Origin of the sequence: Campylobacter corcagiensis, from assembly GCF_013201645.1 — a bacterium.
GTDB classification, from domain to species: Bacteria; Campylobacterota; Campylobacteria; order Campylobacterales; family Campylobacteraceae; genus Campylobacter_B; species Campylobacter_B corcagiensis.
The window spans coordinates 976174-997418 of the sequence record NZ_CP053842.1 but is presented as its reverse complement, the minus strand read 5'-3'; the positions used below and the strand labels follow the sequence as shown (position 1 = coordinate 997418).

Sequence of the window (21245 nt, the reverse complement as noted above, 5' to 3'; positions counted from 1 at the left end):
TTTCGTAACCATACAAAGATGAAATTTCATCTAATGAGCAGGTTGTACCACTGATTTTATTTATTGATTTCATAGTTTCCTTATAATCATCAGGTATATTTTTGACCATATCTTACAAGTAATAAGATTTGGTTCTTTTTGTTTTATTTACAAGGGTTTTAAATTTTTTAGATAGTTTATTATTTAATCTAAAAGTATCTGCATATCATACTTCTTTTGTTTATGACTTTTTATTTACTCTTTTGCAAATTAAACAGCAGATTTATGGTAAGATATGTATTAATATATTTAACGCTTTATATATTAAAGCAAACCCCAAATCTATAGGGTTTGTGAGAGTTTATAATACAATAAGAATTTATAGATTATTTTTTAAGACCTATTTTTTTAAGGATAAAGTTGTAAATTTCTCTAAATTTACTATCTCTTTTGCAAGATAATAAAAAAATCTTTTCAAGTTCATTCCTCTCTTTAACTGTCACTCTTTGCATAACCATCCTTTTTTATAAGTTTTTTTATCTTATTTAGTACAAATGCACTTTCATCATCGTCAAGCTCACTAAGCATTGTAAATACAGCCATTACAGCACCTGGTCTGCTATTTCCAAGACGCCAATCTTGATAAGTTCTCATAGAAACTCCAAGCTTTTTTGCCATGGCAGACTGAGAAATTTTCTTTCCCATATATTTTGACTCAACAGCGTTATGTAAAATATTAAAAATATCACTTACTTCCATAGTGATATTATACAGAAAATTTCTATATTTATACATAAAAATGTATAAATACCATTAAACATTCATAAAATATACATTTTTATGTATGATTTATGATAAATTATGTGTGTATTATACAAGAAGTTAGATTAAAGAAACATTAAACTGAATAAAATATCCACTTAATTGTGTATTAAGTTACATAAAATAATGCGTTAAATTTTATGTATTTTGTATTTTATCATAAATATTATAAATTTAGTCAAATTTTAGTAAATTCAGTAAAAATTAACTATAAGTCTTAGTGACTCAACCTTTAAAATTATAAAATCAGTTAAAAACCTTGACAATGATAGACTCATATTGTATAATACACCTAGCAATTAAATTAAAGAGTGCTAACTTTAAGGAAAAGGAAAGATGAAAACAAATAAAACAGAGTTGATTCTTAACTATATAATAGAAGCTTATCTTGATGAAAATGAGCCGATAGGTTCAGCTGAACTTGGGCTTAGAATGGATGGGATGATTCCTGCTTCTACTATTAGAGTCTATTTTAAAAAGCTTAGTGATTTAGGCTCACTTAAACAGCTTCATGTAAGTGGTGGTAGGATTCCAACCACAAAAGCGATGAAGCATTACTGGAGTCAAAGACTTAGCTTTAAAGATGAATTAGCTATTAATAGTTTAGGAAATCTCTCTAAAATTTTAGAAAATTTCAAAATTTATTGCATTATTAGTGGCATAAATAGCGAAATTTTAGAAGAAGTCATCAACTATTCTCATAAGTATATAATTCTTAATTTTAAAAGTTGCGAATTTCTACTAAAATTTGATGAAAAGATTTATAACTTTTTGCTAAATTTGGTTGGTATTGGTCTTGATGAGCTATATACTATCTGTTCTCAGGTTGGTTTAAGCGAGCTTCGTACAAAAATAGGACTTTTTAAACGCTCAAATGTTCTTTTTATAAGTAATAAAACACTTGTTTATGAAATTTATAGAGATGATAAATTTGAGATGTTGTTAGATCCTAGTTTTAGTTCTTATATGAGCTCAAATTTGGCTTATGAACCGCTTTTTGAGCGTAGTTATATGGGTGTTAAAAGAGATATAAAGTTAGGAGATAAAAACGCTGTGATGCTTTGTGCAGGAAGTGTTTATGAGGATTGGGAAAAGTTTTTTGATACTATAGCGGAGGTAGCATGAAAAAAGAAGATATTGAAAATTTAGAAAATAGTGAAGAGAATTTAGAGAATTTGGAAGATTCAGAAGCTGAAATTAGCCAAACTCAAAGTGAGCTTGATAAGCTTCAAAATGAATTTAGCGAATTAACTGATAAATTCTACCGAGCAAACGCTGATTTTGAAAATATGAAAAAACGCCTTGAGCGTGAAAAAAGCGTTGCAGTTGAGTACGCAAGTGAGAAATTTGCAAAAGATTTGCTTCCTATCGTAGATGCTTTAGAAGAAGCCATCAAGATAGAAGTTGGTGATAATGAGCTTGCTAGGCGTATTGAAGATGGCGTTGAAAGATGTCTTGATATTTTTCTTGAGACCTTTAAAAAGTACGGAATCGAGCAGGTTGAAAATTCAGGAGAGGCAAATCCTGAATTTCACAACGCTATAAATTTAGTTGAAAGTAAGGAGCATGAAAAAGGCGAAATAGTAGATGTGTATCAAAAAGGATATAAGTTTAAAGATAGAGTGCTTAGAGCCTCTATGGTGTCAGTAGCAAAATAAATTTAATAAAGGATGAAAATATGAGCAAAGTAATTGGAATAGATTTAGGTACAACAAACTCAGCAGTTGCGATATTTGAAAGAGGCGAAGGCAAGATTATTCCAAATAAAGAGGGAAAAAATACAACTCCATCAATTGTCGCTTTTACAGATAAAGGTGAAATTTTAGTTGGCGATACAGCTAAAAGACAAGCTGTTACAAACCCACATAAGACTATTTATTCTATAAAAAGAATAATGGGTCTGATGATGAATGAAGATAACGCAAAAGAAGCACAAAAAAGACTTCCATATAAGATAGTTGATAGAAATGGTGCAGCAGCAGTTGAGATAGATGGTAAAATTTACACTCCACAAGAAATTTCAGCTAAAGTTTTAATAAAACTAAAAGAAGATGCAGAAAGCTATCTTGGAGAAAATGTTGTCGATGCTGTTATCACAGTTCCAGCTTATTTTAACGATAGCCAAAGAAAAGCTACAAAAGAAGCAGGAACTATCGCAGGACTTAATGTTTTAAGAATAGTAAATGAACCAACCGCAGCGGCCTTAGCTTATGGTCTTGATAAAAAAGCATCTGAAAAGATCGTAGTTTATGACCTTGGTGGTGGAACATTTGATGTTACAGTGCTTGAAACTGGCGAAAATGTTGTTGAAGTTTTAGCAACTGGAGGGGACGCGTTTTTGGGTGGTGATGACTTTGATAATAAGCTAATTGACTATCTTTTAAGCGAATTTAAAAGCGAAAGCGGCATAGACCTAAAAGGCGATGTTATGGCTATGCAGCGTCTAAAAGAAGCAGCTGAAAATGCTAAAAAAGAGCTATCAAGTGCAATGGAAACAACTGTAAATTTGCCATTTATCACAGCTGATCAAAATGGTCCAAAACACCTTACAAAAACTATCACAAGAGCAAAATTTGAAAGTATGATAGAAGGTCTTGTGGCTGAGACTATACAGACTCTTAAAAAAGTTATGAGTGATGCAGGGGTAAGTAACTCTGATATCGCTGAGATCGTTATGGTGGGTGGTTCAACTCGTGTTCCGCTAGTTAATCAAGAAGTTCAAAAAGCATTTGGTGGAAAAGAGCTAAATAAAAGCGTTAACCCTGATGAAGTTGTGGCAATTGGTGCTGCTATTCAAGGTGCTGTTATAAAAGGTGATGTTAAAGACGTGCTTTTACTTGATGTTACACCACTTAGCCTTGGAATTGAGACTTTGGGTGGGGTTATGACAAAAGTTATAGAAAAAGGTACAACTATACCAACTAAAAAAGCTCAAGTCTTCTCAACTGCTGAGGATAACCAAAGTGCTGTTACTATAAATGTACTTCAGGGCGAAAGAGAATTTGCTAGAGATAATAAAACTTTGGGTAATTTTAATCTTGAAGGAATTATGCCAGCACCGCGTGGCGTTCCGCAAATTGAAGTTCAATTTGACATCGACGCAAACGGAATTTTAACAGTTTCAGCAAAAGATAAAGCTACAGGAAAAGCAACTGATATAAGAATAACAGGCTCAAGCGGACTAAGTGATGAAGAGATCGAGAAAATGGTAAAAGATGCCGAGCTTCATAAAGAAGATGATAAAAAAAGAAAAGATCTAGTTGACACTAGAAATGGGGCTGATTCTATAGCTCATCAAACAGAAAAAACTCTAAATGAGATGGGAGAAAAAATACCAGGTGATGTTAGGGCAAATATAGAGAGTGCTTTAAATGATTTAAAAACTGTACTAAAAGATGAAAATGCTACAAAAGAGGCAATTGATAGCAAAGTTCAAGCTTTAAGTAAAGTAGCTGAGGATATGTATAAAGCAGCAAGCCAGCAAGAACAAGCAAATCAGCAAAATGCCAATAACCAAAGTAAAGCAGGGGCAAATAAAAAAGATGACGATGATGTGATTGATGCTGAGGTTGAGTAAGATTTTACTTGACTAAATTTTAAGGAGGCTGGAATTTCAGCCTCCTTTTTACCTTCTAAATTTCATATATACAAACTCATAAATTTATAAATTTTATAATCTTATATCTGTTTTTAAATTTACTTTAACTATAATTGTCACGATAATTTTATAAATATTTTGATTATTTAAGTAAGGATAAGAATGAAGCGCTTTTTTATAAAGCTTTTTGGAGCGATATTTTGTTTTGGACTTTTGGTTTTGATATTTTTATCCATATCTAAAATCAATGAAATTTTTTCTCAAGAGTATAATTTTATCGTTATTTCTGTACTTTTCTTTTTTTGGGTTGTGGTTTGTTCTAAACTATCAAGCTATATTGATAAGAAATTTCCAGCTTCTCTTAAGGAAAATTATCATAAAGGTATAAAAGTTTCTATAACGGGAGTTTTAACTTTTTTTATATATGTTTTTTGGTTACATTTTTTAATAATAATGAGTTTTGAAGGGTATTTTTTAAAATATTTTTGGGTATGGTTTTTTATAATTATCTCTCTTTGTTATCTCTCATCAAAACTTCTTTATAATTTAATATTTCATAAAAAAGATAAACTTACTTTAACTCTGTTTTTAGTGCTGTTTTTCTTAGTTTTTGCCTATACTAGCTTAAAGATATATGATGATACTCGCCCAGGCGTAAATGTTACTCAAAATACATATGATTACCGTCCATTTGATGGAGAAAAACTAACTCTCCTAAATAAACCAGCTAATCTAAAACTTAATCAAAATTTACCACTTCTTGATGGCGCAACTGCTCTTTATCCAGTTTATAGTGCCTTTGCGAGTGCGGTTTATGATAGATTGGAGTGTATTTTAAAAGATGCTGTTAGGCTCTCAACTACTAAAGGAGCGTATGAGGCTATAGCAAATAAAGAAGTTGATATGATATTTGTAGCAAAACCAAATGATGAGCAGATTAATAAAGCCAAACAAAATGGCGTAAATCTTAAATTCACACCGATTGGGCGTGAAGCATTTGTCTTTTTTGTAAGTTCTAAAAATAGTGTAAATGGTCTTACAAGTGGGCAGATTAGAGAAATTTATAGTGGAAAGATAAAGCGTTGGAGTGAAGTTGGTGAAGGGTTTTTATATGGAGATGAAATTTTAGCTTATCAAAGAGATAAAGGAAGTGGCTCACAAAGTGCTTTGGAAAATTTTATGGGTGAAGTTAGGATAATGGAGCCTAAAAAAGATGAAGTTGTGGGTCTTATGAGTGGGATTATTGAGCAAGTTGCAAGTTATAAAAACTACAAAAACGCTATAGGCTTTTCATTTCGTTTTTATACTCAAGAGATGATAAGTGGTGGAGATATAAAACTTCTTGCGATTGATGGCATAAAACCAACAAAAGAAAATATTAAAAATGGCTCGTATCCGCTTACGAGTCAAATTTATGCTGTTACAATAGATGGCGAAGAAAGTCCGGAAACGACTAAATTTTTAGAGTGGATATTAAGTAATCAAGGTCAAGAAATTTTAGAAAAAGTTGGGTATGTAGGGGTGAATTAGTATTTTAAATTTAACTATATAAATTTAGAGCTAAGTTATTTGAATTTAAGCGGGGTGAAAATTTAGGTGCGTTTAACGCACCTAAAATGTTATTTTATAGTTGCTGGAATTTGTTTACCATCAACTGTCATAAATACATCTTTATGTGTGAAAAATACCTCAGTATCGCCATCTACAAGTCTTATTCCATTTGCTGAAGGCTCTCTTTTTAGGTTAAAAATCTTACCGTTTGCATCTGTAAATTTCGCAGTATTGTAAGCATCAGTTGAGTTAACAGTATATACTCCACCATCTTTATCAACAAAAGTATTTACTAGTACATCATTAGCAACTACTGCTCTTTCATCAGTTTTTACAGTTTTATTTGTTGTAGCACCACAACCTGCAAGCAATGCTGCAGCACCTAAAGCTAAAATTGTTTGTTTTAACATTTTCTATCCTTTATTAAAAATTTATGAAATTATATCTGTTTTTTATAAAAATATAGTTAAGAATTTTTAAACTAATATTAATATCCATACTATTTTATCGCATCGTCTACATTAAAAACTACACTATTGTCAACTTCTAAGTTATCTATTTTTGTTTTATCTTTGTACTCTGTGTTTGCTAAAATATACTTTATTGTGTTGATTCTAGCTCTTTTTTTATGGTTTGAGTCTACCACTATCCAAGGGGTTTGATTTGTTTTAGTAAGCATATTTTGTATAGCTTTTGTATAATCATCCCAAAGTTCTTGTGCTTTTTCATCAACTGGTGAAATTTTATAGCTTTTTAGTGGATTTTCCCTTCTATCTTGAAACCTCTTTTTTTGCGTATCTTTATCTATAAATAGAAAAAATTTAAATATCTTAATATCAGCTCTTCTTAAAAGAGCTTCAAAATACGGCACATCTTCTATAAAATTTTCGCTTTCTTCTTTTGTACAAAAGCCCATAACAGGCTCAACAACGGCTCTGTTATACCAAGATCTATCAAATATAACTATCTCACCACCGCTTGGCAAATGAGCTGTGTATCTTTGAAAATACCACTGCGTTTTTTCTACATCGCTTGGCTTTGGAAGTGCTACTACACGGCACCCTCGTGGGTTAAGGTGCTGGGTTATTCGCTTTATAGTTCCACCTTTTCCAGCAGCGTCTCGCCCTTCAAAGATTATAAGTAGCTTTAAATTTTGCTTCTTTACGTGAGACTGAAGCTTTAAAAGCTCAACTTGTAAAAATTCCAACTCTTTTTTATACTCTTTTTTAGACATTATAAAGCCTTTTATTTGAAATTTAACAATTATACCTTAAAAATAGCATAAATTTAATCCATATTGACATATAAAAGTTACAATCCATAATTAAAACATAAGGAAATTTATGAGATTTTTAACTCTATTTTTGCTAATTTTTTCTTTTCTTTTTGCTGAGCCTTTAAAGGTTGAAGATGCTTTTAAAGTAAAAGTTACAGCTGATAAAATTGGGACAAATTTTAACTTTGATATTGATAAGAGTGTTTATATATATGCCGATAAACTTAAATTTAGCGTAGCAAATAAAGATATAACTGAATTTTTAACCCTACCAGAGGCTAAAAAGCACAATACAAGTACGGTTTTTGATGGCAAATTTGACATTTTTATTCCAAGTGGGATTGTGCTAAGTAGTGGCGAAGATATCAAATCCTATAGCGTGGTGGTTAAATTTATAGGGTGTGCACTTGATGGGTTTTGTTATAATCCTCAAATTTATAAGTATAGTGTAAATGCCTTAGATGGCAGTTATGATGTAGAATTTCTTGATATTTCAAAAGTAGACTCAACTAGTAGTAAAACCGAGCAAACCGCTCAAATTTCAGATCAAGAAAACATAAGTAAAAATATGAGTAGTAAAAATTTTTTCATAACTTTGCTTACATTTTTTGGATATGGTTTGCTTTTAGCACTTACGCCTTGCGTTTTTCCGATGATACCGATACTTTCGTCAATTTTGGTTTCAAAAAGCAGTAAAAGCGTAAAAAGTAGTTTTATTATAAGTTTAGTCTATGTTTTAGCCATGGCACTTGCTTATGCAATTATTGGGATTTTTGCTAGCATTTTAGGTGCAAGTCTTGCATCTTTACTTCAAATTCCATGGATTATCTTGCTTTTTTCTTTTGTTTTTGTGGCTTTAGCTTTTAGTATGTTTGGCTTTTATCAGCTTCAACTACCAGCTTCTTTGCAAAGTAAAATCTCAGAAAAAAGTAAAAATAAAAGTGGTCTAATAGGGGTTTTTATAATGGGCTTTTTATCAGCTTTGATAGTAGGTCCATGCGTTGCTGCTCCGCTTGCTGGGGCTTTGCTATTTATAGCTGATACTGGAAATATCTTACTTGGTGGATTATCACTTTTCTTAATGGGCTTTGCTATGGGCGTACCACTTCTTTTGATAGGTCTAGGGTTTGGTAAATTTATGCCAAAACCTGGTTTTTGGATGGATGAGATAAGTAAGTTTTTTGGTTTTGTAATGCTTTTTATGGCTGTTTGGATGCTAAGCCGCTTAATAAGTGGAAATTTAACCTTGCTTTTATACGCTATAGTTGGGATTTTTTATGCTTCATTTATGTTGCCGGATGAATCTCAAAAAGGCGGCATAAGGCAGTTTAAATTTGCAATTTCAGCGCTGTTTTTTATATACTCAACTATTTTAATAGTTGGTTTTGCAAGTGGGTCAAATTCTGTTTTTAAGCCATTAGAGAATTTTAAAAATCAAACTCCAATGAGTTCTTTAAACACGCCTTTAAAATGGGAAATGGTATCAAATTTAAGCGAACTTAAAAGCGTTGTAAAAAATAGCAAAAAGCCTGTGATGATTGATTTTTGGGCCAATTGGTGCGTGATTTGTAAAGAACTTGATAAAACCTTAGAACTTCCTAGCGTACAAAAAGAGCTTGAAAATTTCACTCTTGTTAAAGTAGATGTTACCAAAAATAGCTCTGATGATAAGGAGATGATGAGTGAATTTGGAATTTATGGTCCGCCAGCTTTGGTGTTTTTTAAAGATTTGGTTGAGCTTAAAAATGAGCAAAGTGTTGGGTTTTTAGATGAAACAAAAATACTAGAAAAACTTAGAAGAATTTAGAAGTTCTTAAGTTTAAATCGGTAAAATAACCAATTCTTGTTGGACTTTTTGATGCTCTATAGTTTAGTGGTAGAACTGCTGACTCTGGATCAGTTAACAGAGGTTCGAGTCCTCTTGGAGCATCCAAGTTATTATTTTATGCTAAATTTTTAAGTGCAAATTCTAAATCCTCTTTTGTATCTATCCCGATGCTTTTTGTTTTTAGCTCACACATTGCGATTTTTTTGGCGTTTGATAAGGCGCGAAGCTGTTCTAATTTTTCAGTTTTTTCAAGTATACTTTCATCAAATTCGCAAAATTCTCTTAAGCTTTTTACGCTATATGCATAAATTCCTATGTGGCCTTTGTAAGCGTCAAATTCGCTTCTTGGATATGGAATTATAGAGCGTGAGAAGTAAATAGCATTTGAGTTTTCATCGCATACTACTTTTACTAAATTTGGATTTTTAGCATCATTTGGGGCGATCATCTTATAAGCACTTGCCATAAATGCGCCGTTTTTTATGCTGTTGTTTGCAAAATCGCTAAACTTAGCTAAATTTTCTATCTCAAAAAATGGCTCATCGGCTTGTAAATTTATTATGATTTCATTATCATTTACAAGCATTTTGCTAACGGCTTCATTTATCCTATCAGTTCCACTTTGATGAGTTTGAGCAGTCATTACAGCATCAAAGCCATATTTTAAGGCGATTTTTAGTACTTTTTCATCATCTACTGCTATTAAAACCCTATCTACATTTTTAGCGTTTTTAGCAGTTTTGATAAACATCGGCTCACCAAAAATATCAGCTAAAATTTTATCAGGAAAGCGGGTTGATTTAAGTCTAGCGGGAATTACTATCACTGCTTTATCCAGTTTAAAATTGTCTTTTTAATATCTGAAATTTCAACTATATCTTTATGAATTTCTTCACTTTCAAAAAGCTTCAAAATTTCAGCAGGAACGCTTTGGTTAAACTCACTAGCAAGCATCATCATCTGCTCTTTTTCATTTGTTGTTTTAATGCCTTTAATTGCTTCAAGCATAGATGGAGTAAATTTCACCCAATGAGCCGTGGAAGTAAGTACTGTTGGTTTTTTAGCTGGAGTAAATTTAAAAGTTGTAGCAGTGTGTGGGTCTATTAGCATACCTTTTAAAGCCATATCTTTTATGGAATTTGCGCACTCTTTATCTGTACAAAATTTAGCCCTAAAGCCGTCAATTTTTGGAATTTCATAGAATTTATCTTTTGCTAAATTCTCCATTAAAAGCTTTGTTTTTTTATCGCCAAACTCGCTAAATAAAAGTCTTTCGACATTTGAGCTAATAAGTATATCCATAGCAGGGCTTATTGTTTTAACTAAAGTTTTATCTTTTATGTCATAAACTCCGCTGTTAAAAAGCTCTGTTAGGACATTATTTTCATTTGACACGATTAATATATCACCAATCTTAGCACCCATTTTTTTAGCATAGTATGCCCCTAAAGCATTGCCAAAATTTCCACTAGGAACAGCGATATCAAAGCTCTCATCATCTTTTAGCTTGCCACTTTTTAAAAGATAGATGTAAGTGTAGAAGTGATAGATTATCTGAAATAAAATTCTTCCAAAATTTACAGAATTTGCAGCACTTAATTTAAGTTCGTTTTCTTTTAAGCTATCTTTAAATTCTTGATCTAAAAGTAGAGTTTTTAAAGATCTTTGAGCATCATCAAAGTTACCTTTTATGCCGATACTTTTAAGGTTTTTACCTTTAACATTTGTCATTTGAAGGCGTTGTACTTCACTTGTGCCATCAGCTGGATAGAGACAAACTACTTTTACATTTTTGGAATTTTCAAAAGCTTTAAGTGTGGCTGGTCCTGTATCGCCACTTGTAGCACACATTATAAGGTATTTTTCGTTTTTTTGTTTAGCTAAAGCATCAATTATCACTCCAAAAGGTTGAAGTGCCATATCTTTAAAAGCTCTTGTTGGTCCGTGAAAAAGCTCATTTATATATAAATTCTCATCAATTTTTTTAATATTAACAGGGCATTTTGGGTCATCAAATTTCTCATAAGATTTAAGAGCGTCTTTGAAAATTTCAAGTTCTACATCAAATTCAAAACTTTTTATAACTTCAAGAGCGATATCGCTATAACTCAAATTTAGAGCCTTTTTAAAAAATTCCAAGTTAAATTTAGGAAGAATTTTAGGTGCATAAAGCCCACCAAAATTTGCACTAGGGCTAAGCAGAGCCTGGCTAAATTCTACGCTTTCATTTTCATCTCTTGTTCCAACTAATCTCATATTTGTCCTTTTATTATGCTTCCAATACCGCTATCAGTGAAAATCTCAAGCAGTATTGAGTGTGAAATTCTACCATCTATTATATGGGCATTTTTAACGCCAGCTTTTACACATTCAAGACAAGCATCAACCTTTGGTATCATACCGCCACTTATTGTGCCATTTTGTTTTAATTCATTGATTAAATTCTCATCAAGCTTGCTTATAAGCTCACTATTTTTATCTAAAACTCCGCTTGTATCGGTTAGAAATATAACTTTATCAGCTTTTAAAGCCTTTGCGACGGCACTTGCACAAAGATCAGCATTTATATTATAACTTTCACCCTCTAATCCAACCCCAATAGGGGCAATTACAGGGATATACTCTTGATTCATTAAGGAATTTAAAAGTTCTATATTTACGCTATGAATTTCACCAACAAAGCCATATTTTCCACCACCTAAAACAGTTGCTTGTAAAAGCTCACTGTCTTTACCACTTAAACCTACAGCTTTTGTTCCGTGTTTGAAAAGTAGGGCGGTTATCTCTTTGTTTATAAGTCCGCTAAGTACCATTTCAACGGTATCAATAGCGTCTTTATTTGTAACTCTTAAGCCATCTTTAAATTCACTTTTTATATTAAGTCTTTCAAGATACTCATTTATCTTTTTGCCACCGCCATGAACTACGATGACTTTAATTCCTACCATGCTAAGCAAAACTATATCTCTTGCAAAGTCATTTTTAAGCTCTTCATCGATCTGAGCTGAACCGCCATATTTTATGACAAAAACTTTATCTTTAAATTTGCGTATATATGGTAAAGCTGAGAGAATAATCTCAGCTGTTCGCGATTTTCTTTGCATTATTTATGAAGTTTGAAATTTGTGATTTGGCTAAGATTATCATTTACATCCAAAATTTCATATTTAAAATTCTTAGCAATTCCAAATTCTTCAAGTCTTTTTGTGTGCATGTCTGCATATTTTTGGGCATTTTTGCGACTATCAAAAGCATAAATTCCACCTGCTATGCCATCTTCTTTGCTTTCAGTCCAAATCTTCCATAAAAATCCAGGCTCGTCATTTATACTTTGAGCTAACTCTTTTGACTGTTTATACATATCATCGCCATATCCACCAGAGTAATCAAAGTGAATTTGTAAAATTACCATTGTTTTCTCCTAAATAAAATTTATTAAATTGTAGCATAAAATTTCCTTAAATACGCTGAAATTTCGCTTTTGAAATTCTGGCTTATTGATGTTTTTAATATAAGTTTTGAAAGCGGAATGTCAAACTCTTTTATCTTTACAAAGTCCTTTTCTGTAACAAGCAGACTTGTTGCTTTATATTTTTTTAAGATATCATCTAGCTCTTTTTTAGTAAAGCTGTGATGATCTGGGAAAAATTCATGTCCTATGCAGTGTTTTAAATGCTCATTTAAGCGGCTAGGATTAGCAATAGCTGTCACTAAGACCATATTTTTAGTATGATTTAAAATTTCACTTTTACTTATGATATCGCCACTTTTTGGTATGAAATTTGCGTATTTATAAAAGCTTTTAGGGTAGCGATAAACTCCGCTTGGGATTGTAAAATTTGAGGCTGGTTTAAGTGGTGGGCGTAGTAAAATCTCAAATTTATTGATATGGAATTTAGAAAAAGCATCATCTAAAATCACAAGCTTTGCACCCAAATTTATAGCCTTTTTTATGCCTAAATCTCTATCTTCGCTAACTATAACATTTGCGCCATTTATGGCATAAACCATCGCCTCATCGCCGCTTATCTTAACATTTTGTAAAATTTCGCCATCACTTGCTACTACAAAAAGCCCTTTTGAAGCTCTTTTATATCCACGAAGGATTATAAAAGTCTTTAGTTTTGGGCTAAATTCTTGATATAAAGCGATGCAAAGTGGGGTTTTTCCACTTCCGCCAAGAACTAAATTTCCTACATTTATAATAGGAATTTCATATGAAATTTGTTTTGTTGAAAGCTTTTTAAGCTTTATAACTAGGCTATAAACTAAGCTTAGCGGAATTAGTGCTATGCTTAAAAAATTCTCAAATAAATTTGGAGTATAAAAGTAGCTGTTTGCAAATTTATGGAGCTTAGAAACGATTTTTTGCCACAAATTTAACCTTTTCACAAACCTTATAAACTTCCTCATCGCTCATTGCTGCAAAAATCGGAAGGCTTAAAACTTGCTGATAAACTTTTAAAGCTGTAGGGTATCTGTTTACCTTGTGGGCGTACTTTTGCTTATAGTAGGTAAGCAAGTGAAGTGGAATATAGTGAAGCGAGACATTTATGCCTTGCTCTTTTAGATTTTTAGCAAAGTTATCACGGTTTTTATCGATTTTTATTATATACTGTGTGTATATATGGTTTTTATATGGAATTGGAGTTTTGACAAATGGACAGTTTTCAAGCTCTTTGTCATAAATTTTAGCTATCTCTTGCCTTCTTTTTATAAAATTTGAGTTTTTCTCAAACTGAACTTTTGCAAATGCTGCACATATGCTGTTTAGATCATATCTTTGCCCGATCTCTTTAATATCATAAATATAGTCTAAACTTCCATCTTTAGATGGATTTGATGTTATTGCGTGGCTTCTTATGAGTTTAGCTCTACTATTTATCTCTTCATCATTTGTCACAAAAAATCCAGCCGTTGCGATAGCTTTATAAAATTGTGGATTTATTTGAAAGCATGATATAACTGACTCTTTAAATGAGCCTATTTTTTTACCATTATAAAGAGCTCCTGCTGCTCTACTTGCATCATCTATTATTTTTATGCCATACTTTTGTGATATCTCATAAATAGCGTCCATATCAGCACTAACTCCTGCAACATGAGTGATAAATGCTGCTTTTAGCTTTTTGCTAGAATTTTCTTTTATAGCTTTTTCAAAAGAAGCTGGGTTGATGTTAAAACTATCTTCATCTATATCAACAAAAATAGGCTCCGCATCAAAATGGCGAATAACCTCAGCAATACTTGGAAATGAATTTACAGAACATATTATCTTATCAGCTCTTTTTATATCTAACGCACAAAGTGCTAGGTGAAGTGCTGCTGTGCCGTTGTTGGTTGATATTGCAAATTCTGAGCCAAAATAGTTTTTGATATCATTTTCAAACAGTAAAGCCATATCCAAATCTGGATTTTCTAGAGATTTTTTTATAAGATTTAACTCTTTATCGTCTATTGCTGGTCTAAAAAATGGAATTTCTTGCACTGTTGCTCCTTATCATCGCAATTGGGGGCATTTGAAGTTTAAAGCTATTTTTCTTAACTCTATTTTCTACTAAATTTAGCAAATTTGGTTCAAATTTATCTTTTAACTCATCAAAGCTAAGGCCATCATCATACCACGCTTTAAGCACGCTATCAAGAACTTCATAGCTATATCCTAAGTCGGCTTCATCGGTTTGATTTGGAACTAAATCAGCACTTGGGGCTTTATCTATGATACTTTTTGGAATTTCTAAAAATTTGGCAAAATTAAAAAGTTCGCTTTTAAAAATTTCACCTATTGGATTAAAAGCACAAGCTGAGTCGCCATATATTGTTGAGTATCCAAGAAGTCTTTCGCTTAAATTTCCAGTTCCAACAACTACGCCACTAAATTCTTCGCTTTTATCATAAAGAACGCTCATTCTAACTCTTGCGGCTAAATTTCCAAGCCTAAAAGGGGGCAAATTTTCATCATAAGCTTTAATAATTGGTGATATGTTTATAATTTTTGTTGGAACTTTAAATTTATTAGCCACTTCTAAAGCATCGTCTAAGTTTTTACTATTTGAGCTATTTGTTGGAAGTATAAAAGCCTTTGTGTTAGAATTTTTAACAAGCGAACAAAGCGCTAAAACTACAGCTGAGTCAAGTCCGCCACTAAGCCCTAAGATAAAGGTTTTTCGATGCGAATTTTTTAGCTGATTATCTAAAAAATTAACTAATTTTTGCCTTAAAATTTCCAATTTTTGCCTTATAAACTAAATTTGACATACGATTTTAGCAAATTTTAAGTAAAATAGAGATAAAAAAGGTCAGAAATTATGGAGATTATGAAAAAAGCTTTTGGAACGGCTGTGACAAATTGCTATATTGTAAAGGGTAAAAACTCAAGTATTATCATAGATCCAGGCGTTGATGCGTTTAACTGGGCGTATGAAAATGCCATAAATTTAGCTGGAGTTTTTCTAACTCATGGGCATTGGGATCACGCTTACTGTGCGAAATTTTTTAGTGATAAAGGCTATAGCGTGTATATCCATAGAGACGATAGCTTTATGGTGGAAAATGCTTCTAGTATGATGCCAAACGCTTTTAAGCCTGAAATTTTAACTAGTGATGCTAGTGAGTTTAAAGTAGGGGAATTTGGCGTGAAATTTCACCATTTTCCAGGGCATACGCCAGGGTGTTGTATGCTTGAAGTTAGTTGTGAAGATGAAAAATTTATGTTTAGTGGGGATTTTTTATTTAAAGGAAGTGTTGGAAGGTGGGATTTTCCATATTCAGATGCAGATAAAATGAGAAAGAGTTTACAAAAAGCTCTTAAAATAAAAGAAAACTTTACTCTTTATCCAGGACATGGTTTTTATACAACTTTTGAAGATGAAAGAGCAACGATTGAGTATTTTTTAAGAGTTATTTAGTATTTAAAATTTATAAAAAGCAAAAGCTCTTTTAAAGAGCTTTTGTAAAATTAAAACGCTATTTTCATACTTAAAGCAATTATACAAAGAGTTAAAGCCATCGGCACATATATATAGCGTCCTATGTTGTACCAAATTTCTCCTTCTTTTGTTTTTTTACCTATTTCATCTAAAAGCTCATCTTTTCTAAGTACCCAAAACCACGACACAGCACCCATCACAGCACCTATTGGTATGATATAAATTGATACATAATCCATCCACGGACCCCACGATGAGATAGCTTGCATATTTACGCCTATTCCAAAGCATATCACGCAAAGTATCACAAGCATAGCAACACGGTTTATCTTAGGAAATTTGTGCATTATAGACTCAGCTACTGCTTCAAACATATTTTGAAGTGAAGTTATACCACCAAAAATTACAGCGGTAAATAAAATAATAGCAAAAAGTCCGCCACCAGCCATATCTTGTAAAATTTTTGGAAGTGTTACAAAAAGCAGTCCTGGTCCACCTGCTGGGTCCATGTTGTAAGCAAAAACAGCAGGTATCATTACAAGAGCTGCTATCATTGCTGCTATTGTGTCAAAAAAAGCGGTCTTTTTTGCACTATCAACTATATCTTCATCTTTTGGCAAATAAGCACCATAAACTAGCATTCCAGAACCAGTTATAGAAAGTGAGAAAAACGCTTGACCCATCGCTGATACCCAAACCATCGGATCTTTTAAATGAGCCCAATCAGGAGTAAATAAGAATTTATAACCCTCAAAAGCCCCATCTAAAAACATAACCCTTATGGCTAGGATAAAAAATAAAGCAAAAAATAGTGGCATCATTATTTTATTAGTTTTTTCTATACTTTTTGCTCCAAAAAAGAGCGTTACAAGTGTGCCAACAACGACTATTAAGTGATAGTAAACAACAGAGTAAGGTTTGAGTGAAAAAGAGTCAAACCAGGTGTTGGTGTCTACACTCATCAAACTACCATCAACTGCTTGAAACAGTGCCTTTAAAACATAAGCAATAATAACAGCGTATCCTATAGCAATACACATTGACCCAGCAAGCGGTAGCCAGCCGATGATTTTGCCTATTTTTTCAAGACCTCTACTTCTCCACGCATACTCATAAGATCCAAGAGTGCCTGTTTTTGCTCTTCTTCCAATAGCATACTCAGCACTAAGTCCAACATATGAAAATATCCCAATAAACATTATATAAATAAGCAAAAACGCACCGCCGCCATTTGTTCCTATCTTATATGGAAAGCCCCAGACATTTGCCATACCAACAGCTGAACCAACGCAGGCGATGATAAAACCCCATCTTGTGCTAAATTTTCTATGCATAAAAACCCTTATTGTTTTAATAAAGCCTTGATTATAGCAAATTTAATATGAATTTAAATTTATATTAAATTTTAGTTTTTAACTCTTATATAGACTCTTTTTGGTGCAGGATAACCCTCTACTGTAAGATTTTTATTATCTTTATCTAAGAAATTTCCTAAACTCTCACCATCTATCCACTCAGTTTTTCGCTGTTCGTTTTCATCAGTATCTTTTGTAGCAAGCACTTCAAATTCCTTAAATTTGGCCTTTTTACACCAGTTTTTAAGTGCTGAAATAGTAGGTATAAAGTAGACATTACTCATTTTAGAGTAACGCTCATTTGGAACAAGAGCGATATCTAAAGGACTATCAATATACATCGTATCAAGGATAACTTCACCGCCTTTATTTAGGCTAGATTTTAGATCTTTTAGCATCTTTACAGGATCACTTCTATGATAGATTACTCCAAGGCATAAAATTGTATCAAATTTATGTTCATAAAACGCTAGATGTTCCACACCTAAAAGCTCATAAACTATACCGCTTTTTACAAATTTATCTATAAATTTAAATTGTAAAAATGTCCTAATGCTAGGATCAAACCCTACTAATTTTTTAGCGCCTTTTTTAAGCATTCTAAAAAGATAATACCCATTATTGCACCCAATATCAGCTACAACCTTACCTTCTAAATTTAAAAATGGCTCTAAAATTTCATACTTTATGTTACTTTGCCACTCGCTATCAATGTATGTATCAAAAAGCTCAAAAGGTCCTTTTCGCCAAGGTTTTAAAGATAAACACGCTTCATAAACTAAATTTTTAAACTCATCACTAACACTTCCTGAAATTTTTATAGCTTTATCAAATTCTACTTCACACTCAACGCTTTTTAATGAATTTATTTTATTTATGCTATCTTTATAAATTTCATAATTTAAAGCTTTTAAATTGTTAGTTCTTATCTCATCTAAATTCATAATAAATCCTTTTTTTTGTTATAATACCAAATCTTAGTTTAAAGGTTGTATTATGTCAAAAGTTATTGATTATTTTAAAGAAATTTGTAAAATTCCTCATGGAAGTTATCATACTGATGAGCTTCAAAAACATTTGGTTGATTTTGCTAAAAGCAGGGGTTTTAAAGTAGAAGTTGATGAAGCTGGAAATATCTATGCTTTTAAAGGTGAGCCTAAAATTTGTCTTCAAAGCCACTATGATATGGTTTGTGTAGGCTTAGCACCAAATATAGAAATCATACAAAAAGATGGCTTTTTAAGTGCCAAAGATAGCTCGCTTGGAGCAGATAACGGCATCGGCGTAGCTATTATGCTAAGCGTGATGGATGAGTTTAGTGATATCGAGATGATATTTACAAATAACGAAGAAGTGGGGCTTTGGGGCGTTTCGCAGTGTGAATTTAAAATCAAAAGTAAAAAACTTCTGAATTTAGATAGCGAAGAAGATGATAGAGTAACTATAGGTTGTGCAGGAAGTGTTGATATAAACGCTCAAGCAAAGATAGAAAAAGTTAGTGCAAATGGCTATGTTTATGAGCTTGATTTAACTGGATTAAAAGGCGGACATAGCGGAATTCAAATAGCTGATGGGATTAAAAACGCTATAAAGATTTTAGCTTGGTTTATTAGAGAAAATGGTGGAAAGCTGGTTAAATTTAATGGTGGTGAAAGGCGAAACTCAATTGCAGCAAACGCACACGCAACTGTTCTTTTTGATAATGAGCTAAAAGCTAGTCATGAACTTATAAAGAGCAACTTTTTAGGCAAAAAAGAGGTTGAAATTTATAAAAATAGTGATGAAATTTTAAATATATTAAATATCTTTAGTCAAGGCGTTAGGGATTATAACAAAGAGCTAAATTTACCACAAACTAGTGCAAATTTATCATTAGCCAAAGAAGAAGATGACGCTTTTAAAATTTTGCTTTTTCCTCGTTCTATGAGTAGTGAAGGTCTTGAAAATGTTAAATTTGAGACAGAAATTTTATGCAAGATAAATGGTTTTGATGTTTCATTTAGCAACCAAACAACTCCATGGAATCCAACTATTAATGAATTTAGTAAAGCGGTTTTAAAGAATTTGCAAAAATTTAAACCAGATGCTAAATTTTCAGCAGTTCACGCAGGACTTGAGTGTGGGGTTTTTATCGCAAAAGACCCAACTGTTTTAGCAACTTCAATAGGACCAAATATCTACTCGCCTCATAGCGTACATGAAAAAGTAGAACTAAAATCAGTAGATATTATAAGTAACGCTGTTAATGAGCTTTTAAAAGATTTAGGTTGTCAAAAATAGATGCTAAAAAATGAAATCATAAAACGCTACTTTTTTAAATTCCTGCTTTTGGTTTTGATATCTATAATCTCAAGTGGATATGGCATATATATTTTATCATTTATAAATGATAAAATTTTAATGCTTAATAGTGCAGATTTAGGCATTTTAGTAGCTTTTATGGTTTTAATACTTGGTTATTTTATTGTTATAATGGGAGCTAAATTTATAACTTCAAAGATTGGAAATGGCATCATTTACGAACTTAGAACTCGCCTCATGATAAGAGTTTTAGGAAGTGATGTTATAAAAGTAGCAAATATCGGAAAAGGTAAAATTTTAGCCTCACTATCTAAAGATATAAGTAGCGTTACAAACGGCTTTATGAGACTAAGTGATAACTTTCAAAGCGGACTTTTTATACTGTTTTCGCTATTTTATTTTTTATATTTATCTAAAGTTCTTGGAATTTTTGTAATTTGCTGGTTTGCAATCATAGCTGTTGTTGTAAAAATTTGTACTAAAAATACCTACAAATACTTTAAATCCAGTAGAGCAAACGAAGATAAACTTTATAATAGCTACGAGATGGGTTTACAAGCCCACAAAGAGTTAAGTATAAATCAAAACCGCCTTAAATTCTACCTTGATAACTTCTTTAAAGACGCAGCTTTTCAAAGACAAAGCGTTACAAAAGCTGAAATTTTTCACTCAATGGGGACAAATTTTTTAAACGATATGCTTCTTGGTGGCATTGGAATTGTAATGTTTCTAACATTAGGACTTGGGGTAAGTGATTTTAAAACAGCTACGACTATAAGCTTTGCGATTTTGTTTTTAAGGACGCCATTTATGATGTTTATAGGTTCACTTCCATCTATAATGATAGCTTATATATCGCTTAAAAAAATTTCTGATTTAGATCTTAAAGAATTTGATAAAATCTCGCTTATTAGGGATTTAAAACCGCTAAAATGGGATAAAATAACCCTAAGGAATATAAGCTTTTCTTATGAGAACAAAGAGATTTTAAAAGGTCTAAATTTGGAGATAAAAAAGGGCGAAACTATTTTTCTAATAGGTGAAAATGGCTCTGGAAAAAGCACACTTTTTATGATACTGTGTGGCATTTTACGCCCAAGTAGTGGTGAAATTTTAGTAGATAATAAACCACTAAATAGTTCAAATTTGGTAAATTTTCAAAACTCAATAAGCGTTGTTTTTAGTGATTTTTATCTTTTTAGTGAAATTTTAAAAAGTAGCGATGAAGAGCTTGAATTTTGGTTAGAAAAACTTAAGCTAGAAAATAAAGTAAGCATTGAAAACCATGAAAATTTTAAGGAATTTAGTAGTATAAATCTCTCAACAGGGCAGAAAAAACGCCTTGCTTTAATCACTGCTCTTTTAGATGGGCGTGACTTCTTGATGCTTGATGAGTGGGCAGCGGATCAAGATCCTGAATTTAGGGCTTATTTCTATGATGAAATTTTAGGAATTCTTAAAAGTCATGGGGTAAGCGTTTTTGCAATAAGCCATGATGATCGATATTTTAGTGCTGCAGATAGGATTTATGAGATGATTGATGGAAAATTAAAAATAGTAAAACAATAACTTAGTTTTATAAAATACATAAAATTTTACTAAAAAT

The 21245-nt window shown here is 32.0% G+C and carries 21 protein-coding genes and 1 tRNA gene; 9 read left to right on the top strand and 13 right to left on the bottom strand.

Annotated elements, in window-relative coordinates:
• Positions 1–365 precede the first annotated feature (365 nt).
• Both CCORG_RS09040 and CCORG_RS05160 read right to left on the bottom strand, forming a co-directional pair.
• The gene (locus CCORG_RS09040) at positions 366–491 is read right to left on the bottom strand and encodes a hypothetical protein (RefSeq protein ID WP_265092848.1); all 126 of its coding nucleotides are present in this window, start codon (positions 489–491) and stop codon (positions 366–368) included.
• Positions 472–738: a helix-turn-helix domain-containing protein gene (locus CCORG_RS05160; protein ID WP_025803318.1), complete on the bottom strand. Its 267-nt coding sequence runs from the start codon at positions 736–738 to the stop codon at positions 472–474. The genes CCORG_RS09040 and CCORG_RS05160 overlap by 20 nt, the downstream gene beginning before the upstream one ends.
• A 399-nt stretch (positions 739–1137) precedes the next feature.
• On the opposite strand from CCORG_RS05160, the gene CCORG_RS05155 reads away from it, so the two are divergent.
• From CCORG_RS05155 to CCORG_RS05140, 4 genes are all read left to right on the top strand, one after another.
• The gene (locus tag CCORG_RS05155; RefSeq protein WP_025803319.1) at positions 1138–1926 is read left to right on the top strand and encodes an HrcA family transcriptional regulator; all 789 of its coding nucleotides are present in this window, start codon (positions 1138–1140) and stop codon (positions 1924–1926) included.
• Entirely contained in the window at positions 1923–2459 is a 537-nt protein-coding gene (gene grpE, locus CCORG_RS05150; protein WP_025803320.1) for a nucleotide exchange factor GrpE, read from the top strand. The genes CCORG_RS05155 and grpE overlap by 4 nt, the downstream gene beginning before the upstream one ends.
• A gap of 20 nt (positions 2460–2479) precedes the next feature.
• Positions 2480–4378, top strand: coding sequence for a molecular chaperone DnaK (dnaK, locus tag CCORG_RS05145; RefSeq protein WP_025803321.1), 1899 nt, complete (start codon positions 2480–2482; stop codon positions 4376–4378).
• Positions 4379–4561: 183 nt separating this feature from the next.
• On the top strand, positions 4562–5929 hold the full coding sequence (locus CCORG_RS05140) for a PstS family phosphate ABC transporter substrate-binding protein (protein ID WP_025803322.1): 1368 nt from the start codon (positions 4562–4564) through the stop codon (positions 5927–5929).
• Between the two features lie 89 nt (positions 5930–6018).
• Here CCORG_RS05140 and CCORG_RS05135 read toward each other — a convergent pair whose 3' ends face one another.
• Positions 6019–6360, bottom strand: coding sequence for a hypothetical protein (locus CCORG_RS05135; protein WP_025803323.1), 342 nt, complete (start codon positions 6358–6360; stop codon positions 6019–6021).
• An 89-nt stretch (positions 6361–6449) separates the two neighbouring features.
• Complete coding sequence (ppk2, locus tag CCORG_RS05130) at positions 6450–7184, bottom strand: polyphosphate kinase 2 (RefSeq protein WP_025803324.1); 735 nt, start codon at positions 7182–7184, stop codon at positions 6450–6452.
• Between the two features lie 109 nt (positions 7185–7293).
• Here ppk2 and dsbD point away from each other — a divergent pair, with 109 nt between their 5' ends.
• Both dsbD and CCORG_RS05120 read left to right on the top strand, forming a co-directional pair.
• Positions 7294–9033 carry a protein-disulfide reductase DsbD gene (gene dsbD / locus CCORG_RS05125; protein ID WP_025803325.1) on the top strand — a complete coding sequence of 580 codons (1740 nt, stop codon included), beginning with the start codon at positions 7294–7296 and terminating at the stop codon, positions 9031–9033.
• Between the two features lie 52 nt (positions 9034–9085).
• A tRNA-Gln gene (locus CCORG_RS05120) sits at positions 9086–9159 on the top strand.
• Positions 9160–9169: 10 nt separating this feature from the next.
• Here CCORG_RS05120 and kdsB read toward each other — a convergent pair.
• From kdsB to CCORG_RS05085, 7 genes are read right to left on the bottom strand one after another with little or no spacing between them, the layout of a single operon-like run.
• Positions 9170–9880, bottom strand: coding sequence for a 3-deoxy-manno-octulosonate cytidylyltransferase (gene kdsB / locus CCORG_RS05115; RefSeq protein WP_025803326.1), 711 nt, complete (start codon positions 9878–9880; stop codon positions 9170–9172).
• Positions 9877–11310, bottom strand: coding sequence for a threonine synthase (gene thrC, locus CCORG_RS05110; protein ID WP_025803327.1), 1434 nt, complete (start codon positions 11308–11310; stop codon positions 9877–9879). Before thrC ends, kdsB begins: the two co-directional genes overlap by 4 nt.
• Positions 11307–12158, bottom strand: coding sequence for an acetylglutamate kinase (argB, locus tag CCORG_RS05105; protein WP_025803328.1), 852 nt, complete (start codon positions 12156–12158; stop codon positions 11307–11309). Before argB ends, thrC begins: the two co-directional genes overlap by 4 nt.
• The gene (locus CCORG_RS05100) at positions 12158–12466 is read right to left on the bottom strand and encodes a monooxygenase (RefSeq protein ID WP_025803329.1); all 309 of its coding nucleotides are present in this window, start codon (positions 12464–12466) and stop codon (positions 12158–12160) included. Before CCORG_RS05100 ends, argB begins: the two co-directional genes overlap by 1 nt.
• Before the next feature lie 23 nt (positions 12467–12489).
• Positions 12490–13446, bottom strand: a complete 957-nt coding sequence (locus CCORG_RS05095) for a tetraacyldisaccharide 4'-kinase (RefSeq protein WP_244948757.1) — start codon at positions 13444–13446, stop codon at positions 12490–12492.
• Positions 13409–14542, bottom strand: a complete 1134-nt coding sequence (locus CCORG_RS05090; RefSeq protein ID WP_025803331.1) for a DegT/DnrJ/EryC1/StrS family aminotransferase — start codon at positions 14540–14542, stop codon at positions 13409–13411. Before CCORG_RS05090 ends, CCORG_RS05095 begins: the two co-directional genes overlap by 38 nt.
• The gene (locus CCORG_RS05085) at positions 14520–15284 is read right to left on the bottom strand and encodes an NAD+ synthase (RefSeq protein WP_025803332.1); all 765 of its coding nucleotides are present in this window, start codon (positions 15282–15284) and stop codon (positions 14520–14522) included. The genes CCORG_RS05090 and CCORG_RS05085 overlap by 23 nt, the downstream gene beginning before the upstream one ends.
• Before the next feature lie 87 nt (positions 15285–15371).
• On the opposite strand from CCORG_RS05085, the gene CCORG_RS05080 reads away from it, so the two are divergent.
• Positions 15372–15962, top strand: coding sequence for an MBL fold metallo-hydrolase (locus tag CCORG_RS05080; protein WP_232088126.1), 591 nt, complete (start codon positions 15372–15374; stop codon positions 15960–15962).
• A gap of 50 nt (positions 15963–16012) precedes the next feature.
• Here CCORG_RS05080 and CCORG_RS05075 read toward each other — a convergent pair whose 3' ends face one another.
• Both CCORG_RS05075 and cmoB read right to left on the bottom strand, forming a co-directional pair.
• Positions 16013–17317 (bottom strand): sodium-dependent transporter, encoded by a 1305-nt coding sequence (locus CCORG_RS05075; RefSeq protein WP_025803334.1) that lies wholly within the window; start codon positions 17315–17317, stop codon positions 16013–16015.
• Between the two features lie 71 nt (positions 17318–17388).
• Complete coding sequence (cmoB, locus tag CCORG_RS05070; protein ID WP_034971538.1) at positions 17389–18282, bottom strand: tRNA 5-methoxyuridine(34)/uridine 5-oxyacetic acid(34) synthase CmoB; 894 nt, start codon at positions 18280–18282, stop codon at positions 17389–17391.
• 52 nt (positions 18283–18334) lie between these two features.
• Between cmoB and CCORG_RS05065 the strand changes: the two genes are divergently transcribed.
• Both CCORG_RS05065 and CCORG_RS05060 read left to right on the top strand, forming a co-directional pair.
• Positions 18335–19618, top strand: a complete 1284-nt coding sequence (locus CCORG_RS05065; protein WP_025803336.1) for a zinc-binding metallopeptidase family protein — start codon at positions 18335–18337, stop codon at positions 19616–19618.
• Complete coding sequence (locus CCORG_RS05060; protein ID WP_025803337.1) at positions 19619–21208, top strand: ATP-binding cassette domain-containing protein; 1590 nt, start codon at positions 19619–19621, stop codon at positions 21206–21208.
• Positions 21209–21245 lie beyond the last annotated feature (37 nt).